Genomic DNA, 25,297 nt, shown 5'->3' with positions numbered 1-25,297 from the left:
ATGCCAGGAAACATCACTGAACAAGAATCAAGGAGACTAGAAAATATGAGTAATATCGCCACACCATCCTTAAAAATTGCGGTTGTAATACCTGCTTATAAAGTTGGCAATCACATTTTTGGGGTAATAAATAAAATTGGTCCGGAGGTGTGCCGTATTTATGTTGTCGATGATTGTTGTCCTGAGGGATCTGGGGAGCAGGTTAAGGAAACCTGTACAGACGAGCGAGTTAAGGTCATTCGAAATTCAGAAAATCAAGGGGTAGGTGGTGCGGTAATAATAGGCTACAAAGCCGCGATTGCTGAAGGAATGGATATTATCGTTAAGGTAGATGGTGATGGTCAGATGAATCCAGGCCTAATTCCAGATTTTGTGGCGCCGATTGCAGGCGGCGAGGCCGACTATACGAAAGGAAATCGCTTTTTCGATCTGGAAGAAATTCATGTGATGCCGAAAATGCGCTTATTCGGCAATGCAGTATTGTCCTTTATGACGAAGCTTTCGTCTGGCTATTGGGATTTATTTGACCCAACCAATGGCTATACGGCGATTCATGGGGATGTTGCCCGATATCTTCCGTTCAATAAGATTAGCCACCGCTATTTTTTTGAGACCGACATGCTCTTTCGGCTTAATACCCTACGTGCAGTGGTTGTGGATATACCGATGGATGCGAAGTATGACGATGAAGTTAGCAATCTGAAAATATCAAAGATTGTTGGGGAGTTTTTGTTCAAGCATATCCGAAATTTCGCGAAGCGAATTTTTTATAATTATTACCTCAGGGATATGTCGATAGCGTCGATTGAACTGCCTTTGGGAATAATTATGCTGGTGTTTGGGCTTGTGTTTGGAAGTTATCATTGGATAACTTCTTTGCAAGCGGGAGTAGTAACTCCGGTCGGCACGGTTATGCTTGCGGCACTGCCTGTAATAATAGGCCTTCAATTTATTTTGGCTTTTTTAGCATATGACATTTCCGCCACCCCTCGACGTCCTTTACATCGCAATAAAAATTAACAATATCTTTGACAAATAAACAGGTTCTTTAATGTCTTTATTACAGCTTGTGTTCATCCTCTTGACAGTGCTGGCACTGTCTGCTGGTCAGATATTGTTCAAAATGGCTTCAAGCAGTTTTGAATTTTCCATTGCTGGATTAGCTGCTAGTCTTCTAAATATCAAACTTATTGTTGCGCTAGTCGTGTATTTTTTTGCCACAATTATGTGGCTTCTTGTACTCAAAGTGACTCCATTACGAGTGGCATATCCTTTTGTTGCTTTAGCTTTCTTCATTGTACCGATACTTGCCCATTTTTTGCTGAATGAGAATATAAGCTGGAATACCTTTGTTGGAGCCATTTTCATAGCACTTGGTGTCTGGGTTTCTGTATATCCAGGGCTTCCTCTTCTCATTAAAAAATTTGCCAGACTATGGTTTTTTTGAGTGGAAAGAAGGTAAGCGGTAATGATGGAATCGGAAGAGATGAGCTTTGGGAGTGTTTCTTGCGTTGTTTCAATGCAAAAAACATTGAGAGGATGTGTGCTTAAAATAAAATCAAACCTTAACAGTGAAATTAGAAAAAATTTCCTAACTTTTGCTGTTTGCTTAAGCATAGTATTTGCTGCTCTTTTATTTAGAAACTGGGATATTTATCCTACTGTTTTTGCCGATGAATATATCTATAGCAAATTCTCTAGACTTTTACCGCTCTCGGATTCAACAATTCCGGGCTACGTATATTTAGCAATATACAGTATTACCAATACGTGCGGAGATGGTTTTCTCAGTTGCGCGAGAATATTAAATGCCCTGTTTTTTGTTGCGGCCGCGCCTTTTATTTATCTAACGGCCAGACGGGTATGCACTAGAGGCATTGCGTCAATTGTTGCATTTCTGGCCCTATTGGGGCCAATTAATAGTTATACAGCGTATTACATGCCAGAAGCGCTATATTTCTTTTCCTTTTGGCTCTTCACATGGTTTGTCTTGCAGTTAGATAATTCGTCTGATTCAGTGGCATGGAGCTTGGGGGGAATACTATTAGGCCTTTCTGCACTGGTTAAGCCCCACTCTCTGTTTTTCTTGCCTGCAGTCGTGATATATGTCTTATATGCCAGCAGAAAAAATGGAGATGACTGGATTCTGCAGGCCTTCAGGAATGTCTTCTTTTTTATTGCCTTTGTTTTTTTTACGAAATTATTACTTGGTTATTTTCTTGCCGGTAAGTCTGGAATTACTATTTTTGGTCCTATGTATAGTTCAGTAGCGAGTTCTACTACATCAAATTTTCAACGCTACTTGGAACTATTAAATGCGTCAGCTGAAATTCTCAAAGGGCATGTATTAGCAATTTCCTTAATGTTTGGTATGCCGATCGCTTTCGCGATTAGTTTCTTATTTAATGCGATAGGCACTAAAACAGAAGTAAAAACAGATCAAAAAATTACGTTTTATACCCTTGCGATTCTGGCTAGCCTTATTTTAGTTACTTGCCTTTTTACAGCTTCGGTTGCAAATACTGGACCATACGAGACGGCCGCCCGTCTTCATATGCGCTACTATAATTTCATGCTACCCTTATTACTCATAATTGCTACTTCCCAGTTGTCTTTAGAGCCAATTAATGGCACGCTCAAATGGAGGGCGATTGCTGCTTTTCCAATTGGTGCTACGATTTTATATGCTGTTTATACCCATTTGATGCCTTATACACCAAGTCTTGTTGACAGCCCAGAACTACGCGGTTTTACTTCTAACTCGACTGTCTTTCATGTTTTGAGCGGAATATCTTTTGTCACTCTTACTGTATGGGTTTACGATGCTCGAGCCGGTGCTAAATTTTTCATTTATCTATTTATGCCGCTTTCAGTGTTTTTTTCAACAATATATATCAATCAGGAACTTAGACAGAGACTTATCCCTGATGTTTATGACAAGGCGGGAATATTCGCTAAACAGCATTTATCTAATGAGGAAATTTCGAAGCTATTGATTGTTGGTTCAGATCTATCTGGATTGTTCCGCTCACTGTTTTACCTTGATAGTACGCAGGCTTCATTTGAGGTAATTCCTGAAGGAACAAGCTATGATTTATCGAAAATTCCGGTTGGCAAAGAGTGGGTTTTGGCTATTGGAGATCATTTATTGCGAAAAGAAATGTCTTCCCAATTTCCAATGAATGGTTTTACTCTGGATCGGATAGTTATTGTTGATTTCAAAAAGTCTTCATGGCCGGGCGTTATTACAAAAAGTCGTGGATTGTGCTCTGCAGAGGGATGGGGGCGATGGTCAGCAGGTGAGACTGTAACTCTTGAGTTTGCAATGCCTTTGCCAGAAAAATTTGCGGTTCAGCTAGTGGCGCGCGCATTCGGACCTAATGTTGGAAAAGAATTTATGGTCCATGTAGGTGGAATTACAAAAAACTTTAAGTTGAATGCCTCACATGAAAGAAAGGTGATTGAGTTTGTTAACTCTCAAAAAGATAAAACTATTAAATTTGATATTCCATCTCCGGCTTCGCCTAAAGATTTGGGTTTGAGTGCCGATGAGCGAAAATTAGGTATTGCTTTTACTGAATTAAGAATTGTTCCTTTATAAAGTTGGATGTAAAGATGTCTAGTAATAAAAAATTAAAGAAAGCGGTTATTACAGGAATCACCGGTCAAGATGGTGCTTATCTGACGGAGTTACTGTTGGAAAAAGACTATACCGTCTATGGCACTTACCGCCGCACCAGTTCCGTCAACTTCTGGCGCATAGAAGAGCTGGGTATCCAGAACCATCCCAATTTGCATCTGGTGGAATATGATCTGACGGATTTGGGTTCCAGCATCGCGCTGGTGCAGAAGGTGCAGCCGGATGAAATTTACAACCTGGCAGCGCAAAGCTTTGTCGGCGTGAGTTTTGAACAGCCTAGCGCCACGGCCCAGATTACCGGCATTGGTGCATTGAACTTGTTGGAAGCCATTCGTCTTGTTAATCCGAAGATCCGGTTTTATCAAGCGTCCACATCCGAGATGTTCGGCAAGGTTCAGGCCATTCCCCAGGTGGAAGATACCCCGTTTTACCCGCGCAGCCCTTATGGTGTGGCCAAGCTCTATGCGCACTGGATGACGGTCAATTACCGTGAAAGTTATGACATTTTTGGTTCCAGCGGCATTTTGTTCAACCATGAAAGTCCTTTGCGGGGCCGCGAGTTCGTTACGCGCAAGATCACCGATTCAGTAGCCAAAATCAGGCTGGGCAAGCTGGATGTTCTGGAACTCGGCAATATGGATGCCAAGCGCGATTGGGGCTTCGCAAAGGAATATGTGGAAGGCATGTGGCGTATATTGCAGGCTAATGAGCCCGATACATTCGTGCTGGCGACCAATCGCACGGAAACCGTGCGTGATTTTGTACGCATGGCGTTCAAGGCGATTGGCGTAGAGCTTGAGTTTAAAGGCCACGGCGATGAGGAATATGCTGTGATTGCAGCTATTCACTCTGACTCCGCTCAAGGCGAGAAGGCGTTACAAGTAGGACAAACGGTGGTACGCGTTAACCCCAGATTCTATCGCCCTGCCGAAGTGGACTTGCTGATCGGCAATCCGGCCAAGGCCAAAGCCAAGCTGGACTGGACGCCTAAAACTACGCTGGAGCAGTTGTGTCAGATGATGGTGGAGGCTGATCTGCGCCGCAATACACAGGGGTTCTCATTTTGAGGCTGCTGGTCACGGGCGGACAGGGTTTTACCGGGCAGCACTTTGTCAAGGCTGCCCGTGCCTGTGGGCACGAGGTTATTACTCTGCAAGCCGATCTCAAAGATCGTGAAGCAGTACGGCAGCAGGTAATTGAAGCAGCGCCGGAAGCCGTCGTTCATCTGGCTGCGATCAGCTTCGTCGGGCACGCCGATGCCAGTGCGTTTTACAATGTCAACGTGATTGGCACGCTGAATCTGCTGGAGGCTCTGGCCGCCCTTGCGCAGCCGCCACGCAGTGTCTTGATCGCCAGCAGCGCCAATGTGTATGGAAACTGCGAGCGGTCACCCATTACGGAAGAGCAAGCGCCGGCGCCGGTCAATCATTACGCCATGAGCAAGCTGGCCATGGAGTATATGGCCAGAACTTATCTCGACAGGCTGCCGTTGTTTTTCGCGCGGCCTTTTAACTATACAGGCCCGTTGCAGGCCAAGTCGTTTGTCATTCCCAAGCTGGTCGCGCATTTTGCGCAGAAGGCAGAGGCGGTTGAGCTAGGCAATCTTGATGTGGAGCGCGAGTTTAACGATGTGCGCTTTGTCTGCGAAGCCTATTTGCGATTGCTGCAGAAGGCTACTCCCGGCGAGGTCTATAACATCTGCTCCGGCAAGCCGGTAACGCTCAAATCCGTGATTGAGCTGTTGGGCCAGATCACGGGTCATCAATTGCAGGTCAACGTAAACCCGGCCTTTGTACGCAGCAATGAGATTCACCGCTTATGCGGCAGCCCGGCAAAACTGGTTGGTACAGTAGGGGAGATTCCGTCGCCGGCCTTGGTTGATACGCTGCGCTGGATGTTGGTCGAAAGTTGATGAAGGTTATTGTATCGATTGACCCGGTACGATTCCCTCTGACAGGCATTGGGCGTTATACCTTTGAATTAGTGCGCCACCTTGCTAAGCTGGACGATGTCGGTGATCTGAGGCTGCTGTCCGGATCCCGTTTTGTGCCGTCTCTGCCAGCGGCGGCAGCGTGTGTTGACGATGGCAGAACATCGCTGATCAGGCAGTTAAAAAAACAGCTGCTGAAAAGCCACACAGTAGTGGATCTGGCCAGTGGATTCAAGAACTGGAGAAGGCAGCGCGTTTTGCTTGGGCTTGAGGATTTTGTCTTTCATGGGCCTAATTACTATCTGCCCGGGTTTGCCGGCGTCAATGTCAGCACTTTTCATGATCTGTCGGTGTATAGTTGGTCTCACTGCCATCCGCCGGAGCGTGTGCGGTTCATGCAAAAACAGATTGTGCTTTCGTTGCGCAGGGCCGACATGTTGATTACGGACTCCGAATTTACCCGGCAGGAAGTCGCGCAGCATTTCTCTTGGCCGCTCGATAAAATTCGCAGCGTATCGTTGGCCAGCAGTCCGGAGTTTTATCCTCGCAATCAGGCCGAATGGTCTGCAACAGGTGCTCGCTATGGTTTAACCATGGGTGGGTATACGCTTTTTGCAGGGACCATAGAGCCTCGTAAGAATCTGGATGTCCTGCTCGATGCTTATGGGTTACTGCCTCTGAACTTGCGGCAGCGATGGCCGTTGGTTATGACGGGCTATCAAGGCTGGCAAAGCGAAAAACTGCATGAACGCATCAAGGCGGCCAGTCGTGAGGGTTGGGTACGTTACTTAGGCTATGTGCCTGCCGAGGATTTGCCCTTGCTTTATGCCGGCGCCCGTCTGTTTGCATTTCCTTCGCTGTATGAGGGTTTTGGCTTGCCGATACTGGAGGCGATGGCTTCCGGAGTGCCGGTGGTCTGCTCAAATGCTTCTTCCTTGCCCGAGGTCGCGGGTGATGCGGCCGGCATGTGCGAAGCAATGGACGTGGATAGTCTGTCGGGATTGATTGCGGCAGGGCTGGAAGACGACATCTGGCGTAACAGTGCAATTGAAAAGGGACTGGCCCGGGCCGCTGGATTCAGTTGGCAGCGTTGCGCCGAAGAAACGGTTGCAGTTTACCTTGAAGCAATCAGTGCCAGATCTTAGCTTCTAAAATAACGTAGGAACAGTTGCTGAAATACCGTAATGAAAAAAGCAGTTGCTGATCTGGCACAGGGATGTGATAGGCTATGACTATATAGCATTGGCTATCTGCACTACATTTACATAGATAGCTGTCACCGGTTTCTATTTTTGCGAGTTAATCGATTGCAACAGGCGTTTTAATGAAAGTTCTTCATGTTTATAGAACTTATTTTCCCGATACCCAGGGCGGTCTGGAAGAAGTGATTCGGCAGATCTGCCGTAATACCAAATGCCATAATGTGGAAAGCAGGGTTTTTACCCTAAGTCCGCAATCGGGGCAATCTGTCATATCGAGAAAAGAGGCCGATGTTTACCGTTTTAACCGGACCTTTGAAATTGCTTCATGCAGTGTGTCTATCAGTGCATTGTCAGGCTTCAAGCAATTGGTGGAATGGGCGGATATTGTGCATTATCATTTTCCCTGGCCTTTTGCCGACTTGCTTCATTTGTTAGGGCAAGTCAAGAAGCCCTCGATTGTTACTTATCATTCCGATATTGTCAGGCAGAAGGGTTGGTTAACGTTATACCGTCCCTTAAAGCAGTATTTTCTTACGCACGTTGACTGTATCGTTTCAACCTCGCCCAATTACTTTGCAACGAGCGATGTCCTGGGGACTTTTTCCGAAAAAGTGGAGATTATTCCTATCGGATTGGATGACGCCAGCTATCCGGTTGTAGATGCCGAACAGATGGAATCCGTTCGGGCGCAATGCGGGGAAGGTTTCTTTCTATTTATAGGCGTGCTTCGTTATTACAAAGGACTGCGTATTCTGCTTGAAGCCATTAAAAATACGGCATTGCGGGTCGTCATCGTCGGTTCGGGACCGATAGAGAATGAATTGCGGCAGCAGGCCAGTGAACTGGGTTTAGAAAATGTCCAGTTTCTGGGCTACGTCAGCGATGAAGAAAAAGTCGCACTGATTCGATTATCAAGAGCAATTGTTTTTCCTTCTTATCTACGCTCGGAAGCCTTTGGCGTCACTTTGCTGGAAGGGGCCATGTTTGGCAAGCCCTTGATTTCTGCGGAAATCGGCACAGGCACCAGCTATGTCAATAGTGACAAGGAAACGGGTTTTGTAGTGCCGCCATCCGATTCAAGACGGTTACGCGAAGCCATGGAAAAACTGGATCAGGATGAGCAGCTGGCTAAACGCATGGGACAAGCGGCACGAGAAAGATATGAAAAATTGTTTACCGGGAAAAGAATGGGCGAACAATATGTGCAGTTGTATAAGAAATTGCTGGCCGAAGTGGTTTACGCGAAACCAGAGGCACAATCTAAAATAATCTAGGCAGGGTAAGTGTCCAGACATCCACCAAGAGAACTACATGTCATTTTATCAAGGTTTCAACCACAATACCGGCAGTCAGGCGGCGGATCTGGGTATTGAATTTACAATCAACGTTATCATCTGCTTGATTCAGGCTATACCTTTGAAACAAACCGGGACATGCCCATGAATCCATATGCCGTGCAATCCGCATCACCCAAGGCGCTGGCACGAAGCCTATGGTGCAACCGGCAGCTTATCAGGCAAATGACCGTGCGCGAAGTAGTCGGACGCTATAAAGGTTCTGTCATGGGATTGTTCTGGTCGTTTCTCAATCCCGTGTTCATGCTGGTGGTATATACCTTTGTTTTCTCGGTTGTCTTTAAAGCCCGCTGGGGCGTGGGAGGCGCGGAGGAAACCAAAACCCAGTTTGCCGTGGTGTTGTTTGTCGGCATGATTGTGCATGGGCTGTTTGCTGAAGTGCTCAACCGCGCGCCTGGCTTGATTCTGGCCAATGCCAATTATGTCAAAAAGGTGGTGTTTCCGCTGGAGATATTGCCTATTGTCAGCATGGGAGGAGCGCTGTTTCACAGCCTGGTCAGTTTAAGCGTGCTGCTTGCCGCGTTTGTTATATTTAACGGCTATCTGCATTGGACGGTAATTTTCATTCCATTCGTATTGCTGCCTCTGGTTATCCTCGCCCTGGGCCTTGCCTGGATGCTCGCTTCCCTGGGGGTATTCCTTCGGGATGTGGGGCAAACCATCGGCATCATTACCACGGTAATGATGTTTTTATCGCCGGTGTTTTTTCCTGTTACGGCCTTGCCGGAACAATACCGTCCCGTCATCATGGCCAATCCACTCACTTTTATTATCGAGCAGTCGCGCGATGTGCTCATTTGGGGACGATTGCCTGATTGGACCAGCTTGGGTGTGTATATGTTAGTCGCTAGTGTTATAGCCTGGGCAGGTTATATCTGGTTTCAAAGGACCAGAAAGGGTTTTGCCGATGTGCTTTGATCTGCGGGATGTCGTTTATCCACTGACCCTACACAACGGTAGGGGTAGGCATTCCGGTGGGGCAAAATGCATAAGTCCTGATAGTCTCTAATTTAATGGCAGTGATATACTTCACAATTGCACAGATAGGGCAAAGTTATTCTGTGGGTAAAGTGGCTACTATTTCAATGATGGTGACACTCTAAATCAATCGAAGCTCACTGTATCAGTGTGCAAGATTTGACAATTAATTAAATAATCAAATTATTCCTGCAAGACAATGCAGCGGAGAGAAGTTCGAGGTCGATGAGTAAACAACTTGATGCTGTGACCCTGGTGACTGTCAATTATAATGCGGGCGATATGCTTTTGAGCTGTATTCGTTCCGCGGCAGGTCAAGTCGGGGAAATCATTGTTGTGGATAATGCTTCCTCCGACCAAAGCCTGGTGAACTTGAGCGCCCAGGATGAGTTGTTGGGAACCGTCAAAATTATCCGGAATTCACGAAATCTGGGATTTGCCGCAGCTTGCAATATCGGAATGCAGGCTGCCAAAGGCGACTACATATTGTTTCTTAATCCGGACTGTGAGCTTAATCCCGATGCCATTCAAGCCATGCTGGATGTGTTCCATGAGTGCGCCGAGGCCGGCATGGCAGGCGGATTGCTGATTGGTCCCGATGGCAGGGAGCAGGGCGGCGGAAGGCGGGCCATTCCCACACCTTGGCGTTCTTTTGTAAGAGCCTTCGGTTTATCTCGATTTGAGCACCGCTGGCCAAAACTGTTTTTTGATTTCCACCTGAATAAGCAGCCGTTGCCGGTTCATCCTGTCGAAATAGAAGCCATCTCCGGGGCTTGCATGCTGGTCAAACGCAAAGCGATTGAAGATGTCGGGCTGTGGGATGAGGCGTATTTCCTGCATTGCGAAGATCTGGACTGGTGCATGCGCTTTCGTCAGAAAAAATGGAAGATTCTATTTGTGCCGGATGCGCACGTGGTTCATCACAAGGGCATGTGTAGCCGCTCTCGTCCCATATTTGTGGAATGGCACAAGCATAAAGGCATGATGCGCTTTTACCGTAAGTTTTTCAGCCATCAGTATCCAAGGCCTTTAATGTGGCTGGTCGGCGCGGGTATCGGCCTGCGGTTCAGCATGCTGGTTGTTTATTTTACCAGTTGTCATATTGTGCATCGTCTGAGGTTGTTGAATGGATAAGCAGCAAGTAGGGATTATTGGTGCGACCAGCTTTGTCGGAGAATGTCTCCTGGATAGATTGGCAGGGCTGGATGTCGAGATTACGGCATTTTCGCGCAAACCTCAGAAAATCAGCTCTGATCATCATGCATCAAAACTAAGTTGGCGTGTTTTAGGTGAGAACGCGGCCGATCCGTTGACCACGCCTTATTCTGTTGAAACGCGAACAATTGAAAATTGGGTCAGCCTGGGACCTATCTGGGTTTTGCCAGCGTTGTTTCCGATGCTGGAAGCCTATGGCATTCGCCGTATCGTGGCGTTGAGTTCAACCAGTCGCTTTACCAAAAAGACATCCAAGGATGCATCGGAGCAGGCGCTGGCCGAGCATCTGATCAGCGGTGAAGAAAGCTTGAAAGCTTGGGCTGAAAAACAAGGCGTGGAATGGGTCATTATCCAGCCGACCATGATTTATGGCTACGGCAAGGACAGGAACATTGCCAGGATAGCGCATTTTATCGAGCGCTTCGGCTTTTTTCCCTTGCTTGGCAAAGCTACAGGCAAGCGGCAGCCGGTGCATGTTGAGGATGTCGTTGATGCCTGCTGTTCGGCGCTTTTTTCAGAGCGGGCGCTAAACCGCGCTTATGTTGTGTCGGGTAAAGAACGGCTGACTTACCGGGCAATGGTTGAGCGCATATTTTTATCAATCGGAAAACCGCCTGTTTTGCTATCGCTGCCATTAGGCGTGTTTCAATATGCCGTTATGTGTTTGCGGGTCCTGCCCAGATTCAAGTCGCTGACCGTTGAAATGGCGTCTCGCATGAATCAGGATATGGTTTTCGATCATGAAGAGGCGGCACAGGATCTGGGGTTTAAGCCCAGAGGTTTTTTAGATAGCAAAGGCTGACGGCTCAACGGGTTATCTCAACCCAAGCGTAGCGCTTGCTCTGGATCGCTGGCTTTGCCAAACTTCGGCGTAGCCATAGCCGCTATTCGCGCCAGGCATGGCAGTCATCATAAACGAATGGATGTTGTCCATTCAGCCTGAAAATAGTCCAATTCTTGATATAACATCTTAAATAGCAATGAAATTTGTTTTTTCGCTGGGTGGATTGACCGCTCTGAATCTGGCTATTGCCATGGCCATCCAGTGGCTGGTTTTGGTCTATATCGGCCCAGGCGCCGATACCGATGCTTATTTTTCGGCGCAGATGCTGACCTTAATTCCTCTGACAATTTTCAGCGATATCCTGATCAGGGTATTGGTGCCTTTGTTGATAGGGTTAGCCGGGGAAAATTTGACCGCGAACGTAAAATCTTTGCTGTTACAGTCATTTTTTGCCTTTGCGGTTATCGCTGCCATGTTGAGCTTGTCGGCTTATCTGTGGGTTCCGCTATTGTCGCCGGGACTTTCGAAGCAAGCGCTCGATCGGGCGATTGAAATGGCTGAGGTGATGTCGGCTACCCTGGTTTTTGGCGGACTGACGACGGTGTTGACATCGGCTTATCATGCCGAGCAGCGGTTTATTTATCCGGAATTGTCCCAATTTATTGCCGGTATGGTCGTACTGGCCGGCGTATTTTATGCAATGCCCGTTTATGGCATCGTATCGGTCGCCTGGGGCGCTGTCATGCGTTGGGGATTATGGGCTGTTATGCTGTTCAAATGGGTCGATTGGCGCGCTCGCTCGAGGTACGACCGGACGCTGACCAAAATGGTCTGGCAACGCATGCGCGCTTTGCTGTATGGCGAATTGATCAACAAAAGCGGCCCGGTCGTTGACCGTTACTTGGCTTCATTCGGCTCCGCAGGCAGTATCAGCTTGCTGACCTTCGGCAACCAGCTCTACGGGATATTTTTGGCGCTTACCAATACAGTATTCGCCATGCCTTTGCTGGCATTTGCGGCAAGGAGCATGAAGTCAAACGATACTTCCGGGCTTAGGCAAAATTATCGACGGAAGCTGCTGCTGACCGGAACAATGGCGCTGGCTGTATGGGGTATTTTCGTTTTGTGCGGGAAATGGGCGCTGACTTTGCTGGTCGGCTATGGGAAATTCGGCGCCGGGCAAATCGATGTGCTGTGGCAGCTTATGATGGTGATGGGCGGCATGCTGGTCGCAGGCGTAGCCGGCCAAATGGCGGTCAGTTGCCTTTACGCATTGGGCCGGACGAGCGTGGTAGTCAGGCTTGCGATGGTCAATTTTTTCATTTGTGCAGGCATAAAAGTGCTGGCGTTCAATGCAATCGGTATTGTCGGCATCGCAATCGGAATCGTCGCTTATCAATTATTGAATGCTGTTGGATTGCATATTGCGCTGCTGCGCGCATTGAAACAGGCTGACTGAAAGAGCGCGAAAAAACGCCAATAACGCACAATATATGGTGATAGCCATGCTTTATCACGACTCGAACAGGAAAAACCCGTGAATACGACTATGAACGAAGTCTATGTTATTCTCTCGACCTATAATGGCGAGCGATTTTTATCCGAACAGCTTGAATCCATTCTTGCGCAACAATCGGTATCAATCAGACTCTATATACGCGACGACGGATCAAGCGATGGAACCAGGGCCATATTGGCGTCCTTTGCCCAAAGCCATGCTCATATCGACGTTGAGTATGGCGACAACATCGGCGTCATCAACAGTTTTTTTGCCTTGCTCAGGAAAGTTCCGCCGGATGCCGAGTTTGTCGCTTTCGCCGACCAGGACGACATCTGGCTGCCGGACAAACTTATCCGGGCCGTCGACCGGTTAAAGGACGCATCAAAACCGGTCATGTACTGTTCCTGCTATAAGGCCGTTGATGAAAATGGAGATTTTCTCTGGCAATCCTTGCCGCCTGAAAAAGAGATAAGCTTCAAAAACGCTATTGTGCAAAATATCACGACTGGCTGCACAGTAGTTATGAACGGGAGTCTATTGACCGCCCTAAAAATACACCAGGTCAATACAAAAAATTTGATCATGCATGACTGGTGGGTCTATCTGGTGGCCGTCTGCTTCGGGCAGGTTATTTATGACCGGGAACCCTCTATGCTGTACAGGCAGCATGGCGGCAATGTGGTCGGCGCAAAAAACGGTTTCGCTTTGTGGCTGGGCAGAATTAAACGGTTTTTTCTGTATCGGAAGAAAAATTCCAGAATTGCCCAGGCCAGGGAATTTCTTGAACGCTATAAAAGCGACTTAAGCACTGAAGACTCGTATTTGATTTCGGCGTTTCTAGCTTATCGGCAGGCCGGATTATTGAAGAGAATACGTTACGCGATTGAAATGCCCTTATACATGCAAAAAAAATCCGACAACCTCATTCTAAAATTGCAATTGATCTTAAACAGCGTGCACTGACATCTGTTGCATCGTTATGGTCAGGCGGAAATCCTGGTGCCGGCCTGGTTTTCTGACCAGCCAGCTCTGCCTGGTCATTCTTTGGCAAAAAATATAGCGGCAGGGTTTTATGATTGTTGTCATTCAAAAAGCCTGTAATTTGTTGATTAAACGACTGCCTATCCTTGATAATATTCTGATGCCTGACTGACGGCTGAATTTTATTATTCAGTATGCAGTACGGAGTTATTTTTCGACAGAGGTCTTTTTGACAGCCGCTGTATGGAATTTTATTAGCGGCTTGGAGCGCTGGAAAGGCCAGTAAAAAGGTTTTTAGCCGGAAATAATCCGGCATAAAGTGCAAAAAAGACAGGTGTTAAACTTGTTGAAGGCTTCTGGCGGCTTATTGAATGACACAGCTAAAATAAGTTAATAACCCATGTTTCTGATAACGGCAACTCTAATGGCAAAAATTAAAATGCTATTTTTAAATGAATCGATTTGCAGTCAGCGCCCGAGGGATTTTTTCTCTATCAGTTTATTGCTGATGATGGGGGTTGATCATGTTATTGTTTTTATCCGCGAGCGCTGCAGTACGCATGAATGCTGAAAACCTGCGGTTTTATCAGGCATGCGCCTATAACTGAGATCTGTCTTGCATAGTCTTAAGAAAGCCCCCGTCTTCGTCTACGTTATTAACGTAGACTGGTATTTTGAGCTGCACTGGCTCCAGCGCGCGCTTGCGACTTTAAACGCCGGGGCTGATGTGCATCTGGTGATGGGCATGACGGACCCTCGGTTGATTGACAGCTTCAGCCAATACGGATTTACTTGCCATCAATGGAATATCGACCGTAAGTCATTGAATCCTTTTTTTAATTTACAAGGGCTGATCGAGCTTTACCGTCTGCTTAAATCCATTTCCCCTGACGTCATTCATGCCATTACCATCAAGCCCAATATTTATGTCGGTTTGATTTTTTATCTGTTAAAAGTTCCTTATCTGTTAAGCATTACCGGAACCGGCATTATTTTTTCGGGCAAATCCTTATCGACCAAATTGATAAAGCCTATTATCAGGCTGCTTTATAAAGTATCAAAAAGAAAAGACGTCAATCGCAGGATAGTGTTTGAAAACAGTGAGGACAGGGCCTATTTCATCAATACCGGGCTATGCGACAGTCACGAAGCGGTCACCATTCTCGGGGCCGGCGTGGATCCGGATATTTATGAGCCGGTCGCTGAACGTGAAACCGACGCGCCCATTATTTTGTTCGCAGCCCGGCTATTATGGGATAAAGGGCTGGGCGATTTGGTTGAGGCGGCAAGACGCCTGCGCAGCCAGGGCTTGAATTTTGTGATACAGGTCGCCGGCATTATTGATAATTCAACGGTCAATGCCATTGATGAACAGACGTTGAAAGCCTGGAGCCGGGAAGGGGCGATACAATGGTTGGGTACGGAAAAAAATATGCCCAATCTGCTTGCGCAAGCCAATATTGTGGTGCTGCCGACTTTTTACGGTGAAGGCGTGCCGCGCATTTTGATCGAAGCCGCTTCCTGCGAAAGAGCGATTGTGGCGACTGATATGCCCGGATGCCGCGAGATAGTAAAACACGGCATTAACGGATTGCTGGTGCCGGCCCGCGACATAGGGGCGCTGGCAGAGGCGCTTGCGCGGTTGATCCAAAATCCGGAGATCAGAAAAAGAATGGGAAAACAAGGCCGAAAAATTGTCGAGCGCGACTTTTCCGAGCAGCAAGTGATTTCTGAAACACTGTCTTTATATAAAGAATTATTGTCATGAACAAAGTGTTAGTTACGGGCGCCAATGGCTTCATAGGCAAGATCCTGTTGGCGGAGCTTATTGCCGCCGGCTTTGACGCGAAAGGCGCAGTTCGCTCATCCGCATCCATCTCCGGCCAGTCGGCTGCCATTGCGGTCGGCGATATCAATGCAGGAACATCATGGCAGGAGGCTCTGCAGGGCGTTGATGTCGTAGTGCATCTGGCCGCGCGCGTGCATGTCATGAAGGAAACGGTGCTTGATTCACTACGGGCTTTTCGCGAAGTCAATGTGGCGGGCACCGAAAACCTTGCCCGGCAGGCTGCGGCGCATGGCGTCAGGCGCTTCATTTATTTGAGTTCGATTAAAGTAAACGGCGATCAGACTGACAGGGCCTTTTCTGCCGATGATAATGCGATTCCTCGGGACTCCTACGGCTTGTCCAAATGGGAAGCCGAGCAGGTATTAAGAAAAGTCAGTGCGGAGACCGGTTTGGAAATCGTTATTATCCGCCCGCCTTTGGCCTATGGGCCTGGCGTTAAAGGCAACTTTTTGCGTTTATTGAAACTGGTCAATTCAGGATGTCCCTTACCGCTGGGCAAAGTCAGCAACAAGCGCAGCATGGTCAGCGTCGATAATCTGTGTGATTTGATAAAGACTTGTATTGATCATCCCGGCGCTGATGGTCAGGTCTTTCTGGTCTCCGATGGCCATGATCTGTCTACGCTTGATCTGATCAGGATGATGGCGGCTCATATGCGGCAGTCGGCACGCTTGTTCTCGCTGCCGCTAGGCTGGTTATACGGATTAGGCAAGATAGTCGGTAAAAAGCCTGAGATAGATCGGCTCTGCGATTCGTTGCAAGTCGATATTCAGCAAACCTGTAATAAATTGCAATGGATGCCGCCGTATTCAGTGGATGAAGAGGTCAGAAAAACGGTGGCCTGGTTTATGGCGCAAAAGCAATAAAACACTGCATGCTTACTGTCTTACTGTCAATTGGCGTATTATCGCTGTCGTGGCTGAGCGTTTATTTCATCAAAGCTTATGCGTTGAAGAATCTTCTGGATATTCCGAACCAGCGCAGTTCTCACCAGATGCCTACTCCCAGAGGCGGCGGTTTAGGCATCGTTGTGGCTTTTACCGCGGCTTCCTTGATGTTGTTTCTTGGCGGCAGTCTTGATCGGGCTGGTTTTCTGGCTTTAACGGCGGCTCTGTTGGTGGCCGGCATCGGCTTCTGGGATGATCACAGGCACATACCGGCCCGCTGGCGCTTCCTGGTCCATATGGCCGCGGCGGTAATCGCGCTTGGTTTGATACAGGGATTTCCGCTATTAGTCATGGGCGACTGGCGCATTGAACTGGGCTTTCTCGGTTATGCGCTGGGCATGGCTTATCTGGTTTGGCTGCTTAATCTGTTCAATTTTATGGATGGCATTGACGGGATCGCCGCTTCTGAAGCCGTATTTATATCAGGGGCTCTGGCCGGCTTTCTGGGCTTTATCGATTACGAGCTTGCGCTTATTGCCCTTTCGTTGTGTTTCGCTTCATTGGGGTTCTTGTTGTGGAACTGGCCGCGGGCGAAAATTTTCATGGGCGATGTCGGCAGCGGTTTTCTGGGGTTTGTATTGGGGTTGTTGACTTTAATGGCGGGCCATCAGGAGCCCATTTATGTCTATGTCGGGCTGATCCTGTTCGCGGCGTTCATAACGGATGCCACCGTTACCCTGGTGCGCCGTTATATCGGAGGGCAGAAATGGTATGAGGCGCATTGTTCTCATGCCTATCAGCATGCTGCAAGACGCTATGGCCATTTGAAAGTGATTCTGGCTGTCTGGGCCATTAATTTGTTCTGGCTGCTGCCGGTTGCGTCAGCCGTGTTCAGATACCCTGCCTATGCATTGCCAGGACTAATAATGGCCTATTTGCCGCTGATTTATGTTACTGTTAAGTTTGAAGCAGGCAACGCATGAACCGATGTTATTTGGGTATACTGCAACGTTTGCATGATGTTTCTTTTCTTCATGACAGGCCTATTCTAATTCGTGAAATTTAAATTCCGCTCCCGCACGACTATTTTCATCCATGATCTGGCCATGGTGGCCTTGGCCTGGTTTGGCGCGTACTGGCTGCGTTTTAACCTGGATGTCATTCCCGATAGGTACTGGCAGGATATCAAGCAGGATTTGCCTTACATTATTGCCATCCAGGGCGTTGTCTTCTGGTTTCTAGGCTTGTATCGCGGTGTTTGGCGTTTTGCCTCCATGCCGGATTTAATCCGGATCACGAAAGCGGTCATGATCGGCATAGGCCTGATTGCCTTGAGTTTCTTTTTGTACAATCGCGTCGAAGGCGTGCCGCGCGCCGTACTGCCGCTGTATTTGTTTTTATTGTTGCTGCTGTTGAGCGTGCCCCGCTTCTGCTATCGATTCTGGAAAGAGAATATCCTGATGGAGCGCTCAGGCAAGAGGGCCTTGATTGTCGGCGCCGGCGCGGCAGGAGAAATGCTGGCCAGGGATTTATTGGGTGAAACCAATTCCGGCTATGTGCCGGTCGCCTTTGTCGATGATGACCGTCATAAGTGGAAAAGGGAAATCAGGGGCATCCGGGTTGTCGGCGATATCGAACAATTGCCGTTATTTGTCAAGAAACTGGATATTGAGACGGTACTGATCGCCATTCCTTCCGCAACAGACAGTCAAATGCGGCGCATTATCGAGACATGCGAGCTGTGCGAGCTGCCTTTTCAAACCTTGCCGTCGGTTAAGGATTTATTGTCAGGCAGGATTTCGCGCGACAGCCTGCGCGATGTTTCGATTGAGGATATTTTAGGCCGCGATCCGATTCATCTGGATTGGCAGTTGATTGCCGACAATCTTCGCGGTAAAAGCATCATGGTGACCGGCGGCGGCGGGTCGATCGGCTCGGAGCTCTGCAAGCAGTTGGCCAGAGTCAATCCGACCAGGCTTATTGTTTTCGATCAGTCGGAATTTAATTTGTACAAAATAGACGCTGACTTAAGAGCGTCTCACCCTGAAATAAGGCTTAAGGCTGTTTTAGGGGATGTTACCGACAGGTTGTCGGTGCGCCGCATTATTCAGAAATTAAAGCCCGATGTTATTTTCCATGCCGCCGCTTATAAGCATGTGCCGCTGCTGGAAAATCAGGTGCGAGAGGCTGTGCATAATAATGTCATCGGCACCAAGACGGTTGCCGAAGAAGCGATCGCGGCCGGTATCGAGCGCTTTGTCCTGATCTCCACCGACAAGGCCGTGAATCCGACCAATGTCATGGGCGCGACCAAAAGGGCGGCTGAGATACTCTGTCAGAACCTGAATAGCCGCGGCGGCACGCGTTTCATGACCGTGCGCTTCGGCAACGTACTGGATTCCGCCGGCAGTGTCGTGCCCTTGTTCAGGGCGCAAATCAAAGCCGGCGGGCCGGTCACGGTCACTCATCCTGATATTACGCGTTATTTCATGACGATTCCGGAAGCCTGCCAGTTGATTATGCAGGCTGAAGTCGCCGGCAAAGGCGGCGAAGTTTTTGTCCTGGATATGGGCGAGCCTATCAGGATTGCCTATCTGGCCGAGCAAATGATTCGCTTGAGCGGCAAGCGGGTCGGAGAGGATATAGTAATTAAATATGTCGGCTTAAGACCCGGTGAGAAATTGCACGAGGAATTATTTCATGAGCATGAGCAACTCAGATCAACGGGTTATGAAAAATTATTATTGGCTAATGCGCGGCTATATGACGAAGTCTTGTGGACAACGCATATTGAAAAGCTGGTTCAGGCCTGTCAGCAGGATAATGAAACTGAGATTTTAAGGGTTTTGCGAAGTCTTGTGCCCGAATACCAGGCCGAGGCTCCGGAGTATCAAGCCAGGGAAGATATTGTGCTGCATGATTTGATGCCGGCTAATCCATAGGCAAAAAAAACCTCCCTTCGCGTTAGCGGAGGGAGGCAAAAAATCAAGCAGAGTGTTATGAGGAGGATCTGCTTGTAGGTATAACACTAGGAGTGTGTAGTTAATCCTGCCGAGCTTAACTGTTCAGTTTGACTCTTATTGCAATATTTCTGCAAGTTGCAGCAATTACAAAAAGATAAGAAGGATGACCGGGGTCGGCAGCTTTACAGCTCAGGCTTTTTATTGAAAGCCAAAATAATGAGCTTAAGCATGACCGATTTATTTATCCGTCAATTGATGCGCACTATACAGAGGATATTTATTGGATACAATATGACAAATAATAAATTTATTGTTTTATAATAGTAAACAATTATGACACCTTGTTTTTGAATTATTGTCAACCATTAATATTCAGGAAAAGTGACAGTGTATTTCAATAGTAAAAACAGAACCTGAAATTGGCTATTTTTTAAGATGAAGAGGAGATGCAGTGGATAAATTAACCAGCATGAATGTCTTTGTTCGCGTGGCAAAGGCAGGAAGTTTCGCTGGCGGTGCGCGTGATCTGGGAATTTCTCGGGCGATGGCAACCAAACACATCATGCAGCTGGAGAGTAATCTAGGCACACGCTTATTCAACCGGACTACGCGCAGTTTGAGCCTGACTGAGGTAGGGGCTCAATATCTGGAACGCTGCCAGCAGGTGCTCGGTGATGTTGAAGAGATGGAAGCGGCTGTAACGCATCTACAGACTGAGCCGCGAGGCGTCTTGAAAATCAGTGCACCGCCAGTGATTGGCGCAACACATATTTCCCGCGCCTTGGCCGAGTTTCTTAAAATTCATCCGGAATTAAACGTCGACATGATTTTGCAAGGCAGTCCGGGTGATTTAATCGACGAAGGGATTGATCTTGCGGTCCATCTTGGCGACTTGGAGGATACCAGCATGGTGGCCCGGAAGCTGGCCAGTTCGTCCTTAGTAGTTTGCGGTTCGCCCGAATACTTGGAACAGTACGGCATCCCGCAGACGCCGGAAGATCTGGCGCATCACAGCTGTCTGGTCAATTGGGCGATCCCGCCAAGAGATAAATGGGAATTTAAGGATGAAGGCGGCTATAAGACCATACATGTGTCCGGGCGGATGCAAGCCAATGCCGCGCATCCGATTCGTATCGCTGCCATTAATGGACTGGGTTTGGTTATGCTGCCCACCTATATCGTAGGGAGTGATTTAGAAAAAGGTAAACTTAAGCTGGTGCTGGAGAATTACGTATTGCCGCCGTTGGATATCCATGCGGTCTATCCCCATAGAAAATATTTGTCGGCCAAGGTCAGAAGTTTTATGGATTTTCTGCAGGAGTGGCTGGAGCACAGAGTCAGTATGCCTGGAACGGAATAATGGATGCGTTAGTCAGTAAATGGAATCGTATTTATAGTCAGTCGGAGCATGAGTCCTATGTGCCGGCTCAGGTCCTGACCGACAATGAATTTTTGCTGCCGGAAGCCGGAACTGCTCTGGATCTGGCTTGCGGATTAGGCGCCAATGCTGTTTTCTTAGCGCAACAGGGATTGGCCGTGACGGCATTGGATATCTCTTCTGTTGCGATTGAAAAACTAACAGCATACGCAGCTCAGCAGGGGCTAAGTATCGACGCCCGCCAGCAAAAAATCGATCATTACAGCTTGGCAGATCTGAAATTTGATGTTATCGTCGTGAGCCGATTTCTTGACCGCGCTTTGAGTGATGCGATAATAGATGCACTTAACCCGGCCGGATTGCTTTTTTATCAGACTTATACGCGAGAAAAAGCCGGCTGGCACGGCCCCAATAATCCTGATTATCTGTTGGAAGAAAACGAGCTGCTGGACTTATTTTCACCGTTGCGTGTAATTTTTTACAGAGACAATGGTCGAATTGGCAATAAAAATCTGGGATTAAGGGGCGAGGCTCAGTTTATCGGCCAGAAATACATAGAGATTTAGTTAAACGATGATAGAAAATTTAGATCCCAGACAATGCTGGGATTTCCTGCAAAAGAATGCTCATGCAGTATTAGTGGACGTAAGAACCAAGATGGAACATACATTTGTTGGCCATCCGCCAGGTGCCGTGCATATTCCCTGGAAAGAGGCGCCTGACTGGCAAGTTAATCCACAATTCGTTGCCGAAGTCGAAAAGGCTGTGCCTGACAGACAGGCGCCGGTTTTACTGCTTTGCCGCAGCGGCCAGCGTTCGCTGGATGCGGCCAAAGCGCTGGAAGAGGCGGGTTATCAGCATCTAATCAATATTGTCGACGGTTTCGAAGGTGCTTTGGATGAGAACAAGCATCGCGGTAACCTGGGCGGTTGGCGCTTCCATGGGCTGCCTTGGGAGCAAAGTTAATCTTCTTTCCTTGTCTAGGTTGGGCTAGCCGGGCGTGTCCGACATCTTCTTAAACTGCCTTTATGATGGCGCTCCGCCATCTTTTCCCTGCCCGATTTTTTTAACCGGAGCGTGCTCAATTCCGCGCGCCTGTTCATTTAAACATTAGAGTAAATTTAAAAGTGATCCAGAAATTAAGAAACATTGCCATTATTGCCCACGTAGACCACGGTAAAACGACGCTGGTTGACAAACTGCTACAACAATCAGGAACTTTCGCCGCGCATGCCAAGGTTTCAGAGCGGATTATGGACTCTAATGATCTTGAAAGAGAGCGCGGTATCACGATTTTGGCCAAGAACACAGCGTTGGACTGGAACGACTATCACATCAACATCGTCGATACGCCGGGCCACGCCGATTTTGGCGGCGAAGTCGAGCGCGTCTTGTCCATGGTTGATTCGGTATTATTGTTGGTTGATGCTGTTGACGGACCGATGCCGCAGACACGATTCGTTACTCAAAAGGCTTTTGCCTTGGGCTTAAAGCCGATTGTGGTCATCAACAAGATTGACCGCCCGGGCGCGCGTCCGGATTGGGTGGTTGACCAGACATTTGATCTGTTTGACCGCTTGGGCGCAACGGATGAGCAACTGGATTTTCCGATTGTTTACGCATCGGCATTGAACGGCTATGCCGGCCTTGATGTATCGGTCTCAGGCGGCGACATGACGCCGCTGTTCGAGACGATTGTTGAAAAAGTCAGCCCGCCGGCCGTTGATCTGGATGGGCCTTTCCAAATGCAGGTCACGACGCTCGATTACAACACCTATGTCGGCGTCATCGGCATCGGCCGTATCCAGCGCGGCACGATCAAGCCAAATATGCCCGTGACTATCCTTAATCGCGAAGGCGTTGAGCGTAAAGGCCGCATGCTGCAGGTTTTCGGTTTTCACGGATTGGAACGTGTCGAAGTGTCCGAGGCGCGCGCCGGCGACATTATTGCCTTTACCGGCATCGAAAAGCTGGAAATATCCGACACGATCTGCCATCCGGAGGCGGTAGAAGCATTGCCGCCGTTGACGGTCGATGAGCCGACTGTGACCATGACTTTTCAGGTCAACAACTCGCCTTTTGCTGGCAAGGAAGGCAAATTCGTCACTTCACGGCAGATCCGCGATCGTCTGGAAAAAGAATTGCAGCATAACGTAGCGTTGAGAGTTGAAGACACCACTGACCCTGACAAGTTTAAGGTGTCCGGGCGCGGCGAATTGCATTTATCGGTCCTGATTGAAAATATGCGCCGCGAAGGCTTCGAATTGGGTGTCTCCCGGCCTGAAGTGATCATGAAAGAAATCGACGGCGAAATTTGCGAGCCTTTTGAAATGGTGACGATTGAGGTGGAAGAAATCCATCAAGGTTCCATCATGGAAAAAATGGGCGAACGTAAAGGTGATTTGCTGAACATGGTGCCGGACGGTAAAGGTCGTATTCGTCTGGAATACATGATACCGTCGCGCGGACTGATCGGTTTCCAGACCGAGTTTATGACTGCTACCTCAGGTTCAGGTTTGTTGTACCACGTGTTTGACCACTACGGTCCAGTGAAAAAAGGCGAACTGGGCACGCGCAAGCGCGGCGTGATGGTTTCCATGACGCAGGGCAAGGCATTGGCTTATGGGTTGTTCGCTTTGCAGGAGCGCGGCGAGCTGTTCCTGGTTCATGCCGATGAAGTGTATGAAGGCATGCTGGTGGGCATCCATTCGCGCGCTAATGATCTGGTTGTTAACCCGACCAAGGCTAAGCAGTTGACGAATATTCGCGCCGCCGGTACGGATGAAAACCTGATTTTAACACCGATTCAAAAAATGACTTTAGAGCAGGCGCTGGAGTTTATTGATGAGGATGAGCTGGTAGAAGTAACGCCGAAATCAATCCGCCTGCGCAAGAAGCATTTGACCGAGAATGAGCGTAAGCGGGCTGCAAAAGGCTAAGCAGCGTAGATAAGCGATACGGGTGGGCAGGTATTGTCCGCCTGTATCAAAATTGCCGTTCGGCAGAGAGTTGAATCCAATAAAAAACCCCGAGGCACTGACGTACCCCGGGGTCTAAAATCGCCAGCTTGGTTGGCATTTCCATCCATGGCAACATCCTATTGAAAATTCCTTGAAATCCTTATCCTGTTTTGGCGATGTGTATATTCTCTCAAAAAGTTCCAAGAAAAAAAGCCGGCTAAGGCGGAAATTCATGTAGGTTAAAGATTACGCATAGAATTGCCGTTTTTTAAGGTCGGCTTCGTTTGTATTTTGGCTAAAAAAGTATATCTGATTCAAGCGGCAATGATTTAACAATCACTGCGAAATCTGTTAATTCATAGTAAAATGGCGACAGACACTAATTCAGCTCTTGAAATCATGAATCAACGCACTGCCGAAGTAGAGCGCAATACGCTTGAAACTCAAATTAATATCAAAATCAACCTGGATGGATCAGGAAAAGCCTCGTTTCTAACAGGCGTGCCTTTTCTTGAGCACATGCTGGACCAAGTCGCCAGACATGGATTGATCGACATCGAAATCGATGCCAAAGGTGACTTGGAAATTGATGATCATCATACGGTGGAAGACATTGGCATTACCTTGGGCCAAGCTTTTGCTGCAGCCATCGGCGATAAAAAAGGCATTTATCGCTACGGCCATGCCTATGTGCCTCTGGATGAAGCGTTGTCCAGGGTGGTGGTTGATTTCTCGGGCCGCCCGGGCCTGTTTTATGAAGTGAAATTCCCGAAAGCCATGATCGGCAGTTTTGATGTGGATTTGTTCCGCGAGTTTTTCCAGGGCTTCGTCAACCATGCCGGCGTCACGCTTCATATTGATAATTTGAAGGGCGCTAATTCTCATCACATTGCCGAAACGATCTTCAAAGCCATGGGGCGGGCAATACGCATGGCCATTGCCGCCGATCCGAGAATGGCAGGCATGATGCCTTCCACCAAAGGCAGTCTTTAGTTTCAAATCCGCTTTCAATTTTTACTCTTGAGTTATATGTCTTCTGTTGCCGTTATTGATTATGGAATGGGCAATCTGCATTCGATTGCAAAAGCCCTGCAGCATGCTGCGCCGCAAGTGGATGTGCGAATAGTATCCGACGCCGACGCAATTTTGCGCGCTGACCGGGTGGTTTTTCCCGGCGTCGGCGCCATACGCGATTGTATGCAGGCGCTGAACCAGTCGGGTTTGTCCGATGTGATAAAAAGCGTCGCTGCAACTAAGCCGCTGCTGGGCATTTGTCTAGGCATGCAGGCTTTACTGACTGATAGCGAGGAAAACGGCAATACCCCCTGCCTGAATATTTTTCCCGGCCATGTCGTGCATTTTCGTGAGCCGTTGCAGGACAGCGGCGGCAATCGCCTGAAAATTCCTCATATGGGCTGGAATCAGGTTCATTTTGCGCCCCATCCGCTATGGGACGGTATTGCGCAGGACAGCCGATTCTATTTTGTGCACAGTTATTACGCGCGCCCCGATGAGGCTTCCGTCATTGCAGCGACTGCAAATTATCCCGATCCATTTGCTTGCGCCTTGGCAAGGGATAACGTTTTTGCCGTACAATTTCACCCCGAAAAAAGTCAGGCAGCCGGTTTGCAACTGCTGAAAAACTTTTTGCATTGGAATGGACAAGTTTAAATT

The 25,297-nt window shown here is 48.2% G+C and carries 24 protein-coding genes; 23 read left to right on the top strand and 1 reads right to left on the bottom strand.

The features are described from left to right. The first annotated feature begins 45 nt into the window (after nucleotides 1-45). The 13 genes from V2P20_RS04635 to V2P20_RS04575 all read left to right on the top strand — a co-directional run bounded on the left by V2P20_RS04635 (nucleotide 46) and on the right by V2P20_RS04575 (nucleotide 13,568). Nucleotides 46-1,020, top strand: a complete 975-nt coding sequence (locus tag V2P20_RS04635) for a glycosyltransferase (RefSeq protein WP_331816588.1) — start codon at nucleotides 46-48, stop codon at nucleotides 1,018-1,020. 31 nt (nucleotides 1,021-1,051) lie between these two features. Next, nucleotides 1,052-1,447, top strand: coding sequence for a hypothetical protein (locus V2P20_RS04630; RefSeq protein ID WP_331816586.1), 396 nt, complete (start codon nucleotides 1,052-1,054; stop codon nucleotides 1,445-1,447). A 21-nt stretch (nucleotides 1,448-1,468) separates the two neighbouring features. Next, entirely contained in the window at nucleotides 1,469-3,601 is a 2,133-nt protein-coding gene (locus tag V2P20_RS04625; protein WP_331816584.1) for a glycosyltransferase family 39 protein, read from the top strand. A gap of 14 nt (nucleotides 3,602-3,615) precedes the next feature. Next, nucleotides 3,616-4,707 (top strand): GDP-mannose 4,6-dehydratase, encoded by a 1,092-nt coding sequence (gmd, locus tag V2P20_RS04620; protein WP_331816582.1) that lies wholly within the window; start codon nucleotides 3,616-3,618, stop codon nucleotides 4,705-4,707. Further along, nucleotides 4,704-5,552 (top strand): GDP-mannose 4,6-dehydratase, encoded by an 849-nt coding sequence (locus V2P20_RS04615; RefSeq protein WP_331816580.1) that lies wholly within the window; start codon nucleotides 4,704-4,706, stop codon nucleotides 5,550-5,552. The genes gmd and V2P20_RS04615 overlap by 4 nt, the downstream gene beginning before the upstream one ends. Then, on the top strand, nucleotides 5,552-6,715 hold the full coding sequence (locus V2P20_RS04610) for a glycosyltransferase family 1 protein (protein ID WP_331816578.1): 1,164 nt from the start codon (nucleotides 5,552-5,554) through the stop codon (nucleotides 6,713-6,715). The genes V2P20_RS04615 and V2P20_RS04610 overlap by 1 nt, the downstream gene beginning before the upstream one ends. A gap of 179 nt (nucleotides 6,716-6,894) precedes the next feature. Continuing rightward, on the top strand, nucleotides 6,895-8,046 hold the full coding sequence (locus V2P20_RS04605; protein ID WP_331816576.1) for a glycosyltransferase: 1,152 nt from the start codon (nucleotides 6,895-6,897) through the stop codon (nucleotides 8,044-8,046). Nucleotides 8,047-8,083: 37 nt separating this feature from the next. Beyond that, nucleotides 8,084-8,215, top strand: a complete 132-nt coding sequence (locus V2P20_RS04600; RefSeq protein WP_331816574.1) for a hypothetical protein — start codon at nucleotides 8,084-8,086, stop codon at nucleotides 8,213-8,215. Beyond that, a complete protein-coding gene (locus tag V2P20_RS04595; protein ID WP_194969603.1) occupies nucleotides 8,212-9,045 on the top strand; it encodes an ABC transporter permease in 834 nt (277 codons plus the stop codon). Before V2P20_RS04600 ends, V2P20_RS04595 begins: the two co-directional genes overlap by 4 nt. A 285-nt stretch (nucleotides 9,046-9,330) precedes the next feature. Further along, a complete protein-coding gene (locus V2P20_RS04590) occupies nucleotides 9,331-10,239 on the top strand; it encodes a glycosyltransferase family 2 protein (protein ID WP_331816571.1) in 909 nt (302 codons plus the stop codon). Continuing rightward, on the top strand, nucleotides 10,232-11,122 hold the full coding sequence (locus V2P20_RS04585) for an NAD-dependent epimerase/dehydratase family protein (RefSeq protein WP_331816569.1): 891 nt from the start codon (nucleotides 10,232-10,234) through the stop codon (nucleotides 11,120-11,122). The genes V2P20_RS04590 and V2P20_RS04585 overlap by 8 nt, the downstream gene beginning before the upstream one ends. Nucleotides 11,123-11,300: 178 nt before the next feature. Next, nucleotides 11,301-12,563, top strand: coding sequence for a lipid II flippase MurJ (locus V2P20_RS04580; protein WP_331816567.1), 1,263 nt, complete (start codon nucleotides 11,301-11,303; stop codon nucleotides 12,561-12,563). 78 nt (nucleotides 12,564-12,641) lie between these two features. Further along, the gene (locus tag V2P20_RS04575; RefSeq protein ID WP_331816565.1) at nucleotides 12,642-13,568 is read left to right on the top strand and encodes a glycosyltransferase family 2 protein; all 927 of its coding nucleotides are present in this window, start codon (nucleotides 12,642-12,644) and stop codon (nucleotides 13,566-13,568) included. On the opposite strand, the gene V2P20_RS04570 is transcribed toward V2P20_RS04575, so the two are convergent. Beyond that, a complete protein-coding gene (locus V2P20_RS04570) occupies nucleotides 13,528-13,902 on the bottom strand; it encodes a hypothetical protein (RefSeq protein ID WP_331816563.1) in 375 nt (124 codons plus the stop codon). The genes V2P20_RS04575 and V2P20_RS04570 overlap by 41 nt on opposite strands. 300 nt (nucleotides 13,903-14,202) lie before the next feature. Here V2P20_RS04570 and V2P20_RS04565 point away from each other — a divergent pair, with 300 nt between their 5' ends. From V2P20_RS04565 to hisH, 10 genes are all read left to right on the top strand, one after another. Then, nucleotides 14,203-15,354, top strand: coding sequence for a glycosyltransferase family 4 protein (locus V2P20_RS04565; protein ID WP_331816561.1), 1,152 nt, complete (start codon nucleotides 14,203-14,205; stop codon nucleotides 15,352-15,354). Next, nucleotides 15,351-16,301 carry an SDR family oxidoreductase gene (locus V2P20_RS04560; RefSeq protein ID WP_331816559.1) on the top strand — a complete coding sequence of 317 codons (951 nt, stop codon included), beginning with the start codon at nucleotides 15,351-15,353 and terminating at the stop codon, nucleotides 16,299-16,301. The genes V2P20_RS04565 and V2P20_RS04560 overlap by 4 nt, the downstream gene beginning before the upstream one ends. 8 nt (nucleotides 16,302-16,309) lie before the next feature. Next, a complete protein-coding gene (locus V2P20_RS04555; protein ID WP_331816557.1) occupies nucleotides 16,310-17,305 on the top strand; it encodes a glycosyltransferase family 4 protein in 996 nt (331 codons plus the stop codon). Nucleotides 17,306-17,377: 72 nt separating this feature from the next. Continuing rightward, entirely contained in the window at nucleotides 17,378-19,264 is a 1,887-nt protein-coding gene (locus tag V2P20_RS04550) for a nucleoside-diphosphate sugar epimerase/dehydratase (protein ID WP_331816555.1), read from the top strand. Between the two features lie 472 nt (nucleotides 19,265-19,736). Then, nucleotides 19,737-20,645 carry a LysR family transcriptional regulator gene (locus V2P20_RS04545; protein ID WP_194969612.1) on the top strand — a complete coding sequence of 303 codons (909 nt, stop codon included), beginning with the start codon at nucleotides 19,737-19,739 and terminating at the stop codon, nucleotides 20,643-20,645. A gap of 92 nt (nucleotides 20,646-20,737) precedes the next feature. Then, on the top strand, nucleotides 20,738-21,229 hold the full coding sequence (locus V2P20_RS04540) for a methyltransferase domain-containing protein (RefSeq protein WP_331816552.1): 492 nt from the start codon (nucleotides 20,738-20,740) through the stop codon (nucleotides 21,227-21,229). 7 nt (nucleotides 21,230-21,236) lie between these two features. Further along, nucleotides 21,237-21,629 (top strand): rhodanese-like domain-containing protein, encoded by a 393-nt coding sequence (locus V2P20_RS04535; RefSeq protein ID WP_331816550.1) that lies wholly within the window; start codon nucleotides 21,237-21,239, stop codon nucleotides 21,627-21,629. Nucleotides 21,630-21,790: 161 nt separating this feature from the next. After that, nucleotides 21,791-23,602: a translational GTPase TypA gene (typA, locus tag V2P20_RS04530; RefSeq protein WP_331816548.1), complete on the top strand. Its 1,812-nt coding sequence runs from the start codon at nucleotides 21,791-21,793 to the stop codon at nucleotides 23,600-23,602. A 420-nt stretch (nucleotides 23,603-24,022) separates the two neighbouring features. Further along, the gene (hisB, locus tag V2P20_RS04525) at nucleotides 24,023-24,616 is read left to right on the top strand and encodes an imidazoleglycerol-phosphate dehydratase HisB (RefSeq protein ID WP_331816546.1); all 594 of its coding nucleotides are present in this window, start codon (nucleotides 24,023-24,025) and stop codon (nucleotides 24,614-24,616) included. Between the two features lie 36 nt (nucleotides 24,617-24,652). Continuing rightward, nucleotides 24,653-25,294: an imidazole glycerol phosphate synthase subunit HisH gene (gene hisH / locus V2P20_RS04520; RefSeq protein WP_331816544.1), complete on the top strand. Its 642-nt coding sequence runs from the start codon at nucleotides 24,653-24,655 to the stop codon at nucleotides 25,292-25,294. Nucleotides 25,295-25,297: the final 3 nt, after the last annotated feature.

This window comes from Methylobacter sp. Wu1 (assembly GCF_036553575.1).
Classification (GTDB): Bacteria; Pseudomonadota; Gammaproteobacteria; order Methylococcales; family Methylomonadaceae; genus Methylobacter.
The sequence above is the reverse complement of the archived record's forward strand: the minus strand, read 5'-3'. Positions and strand labels throughout refer to the sequence as shown.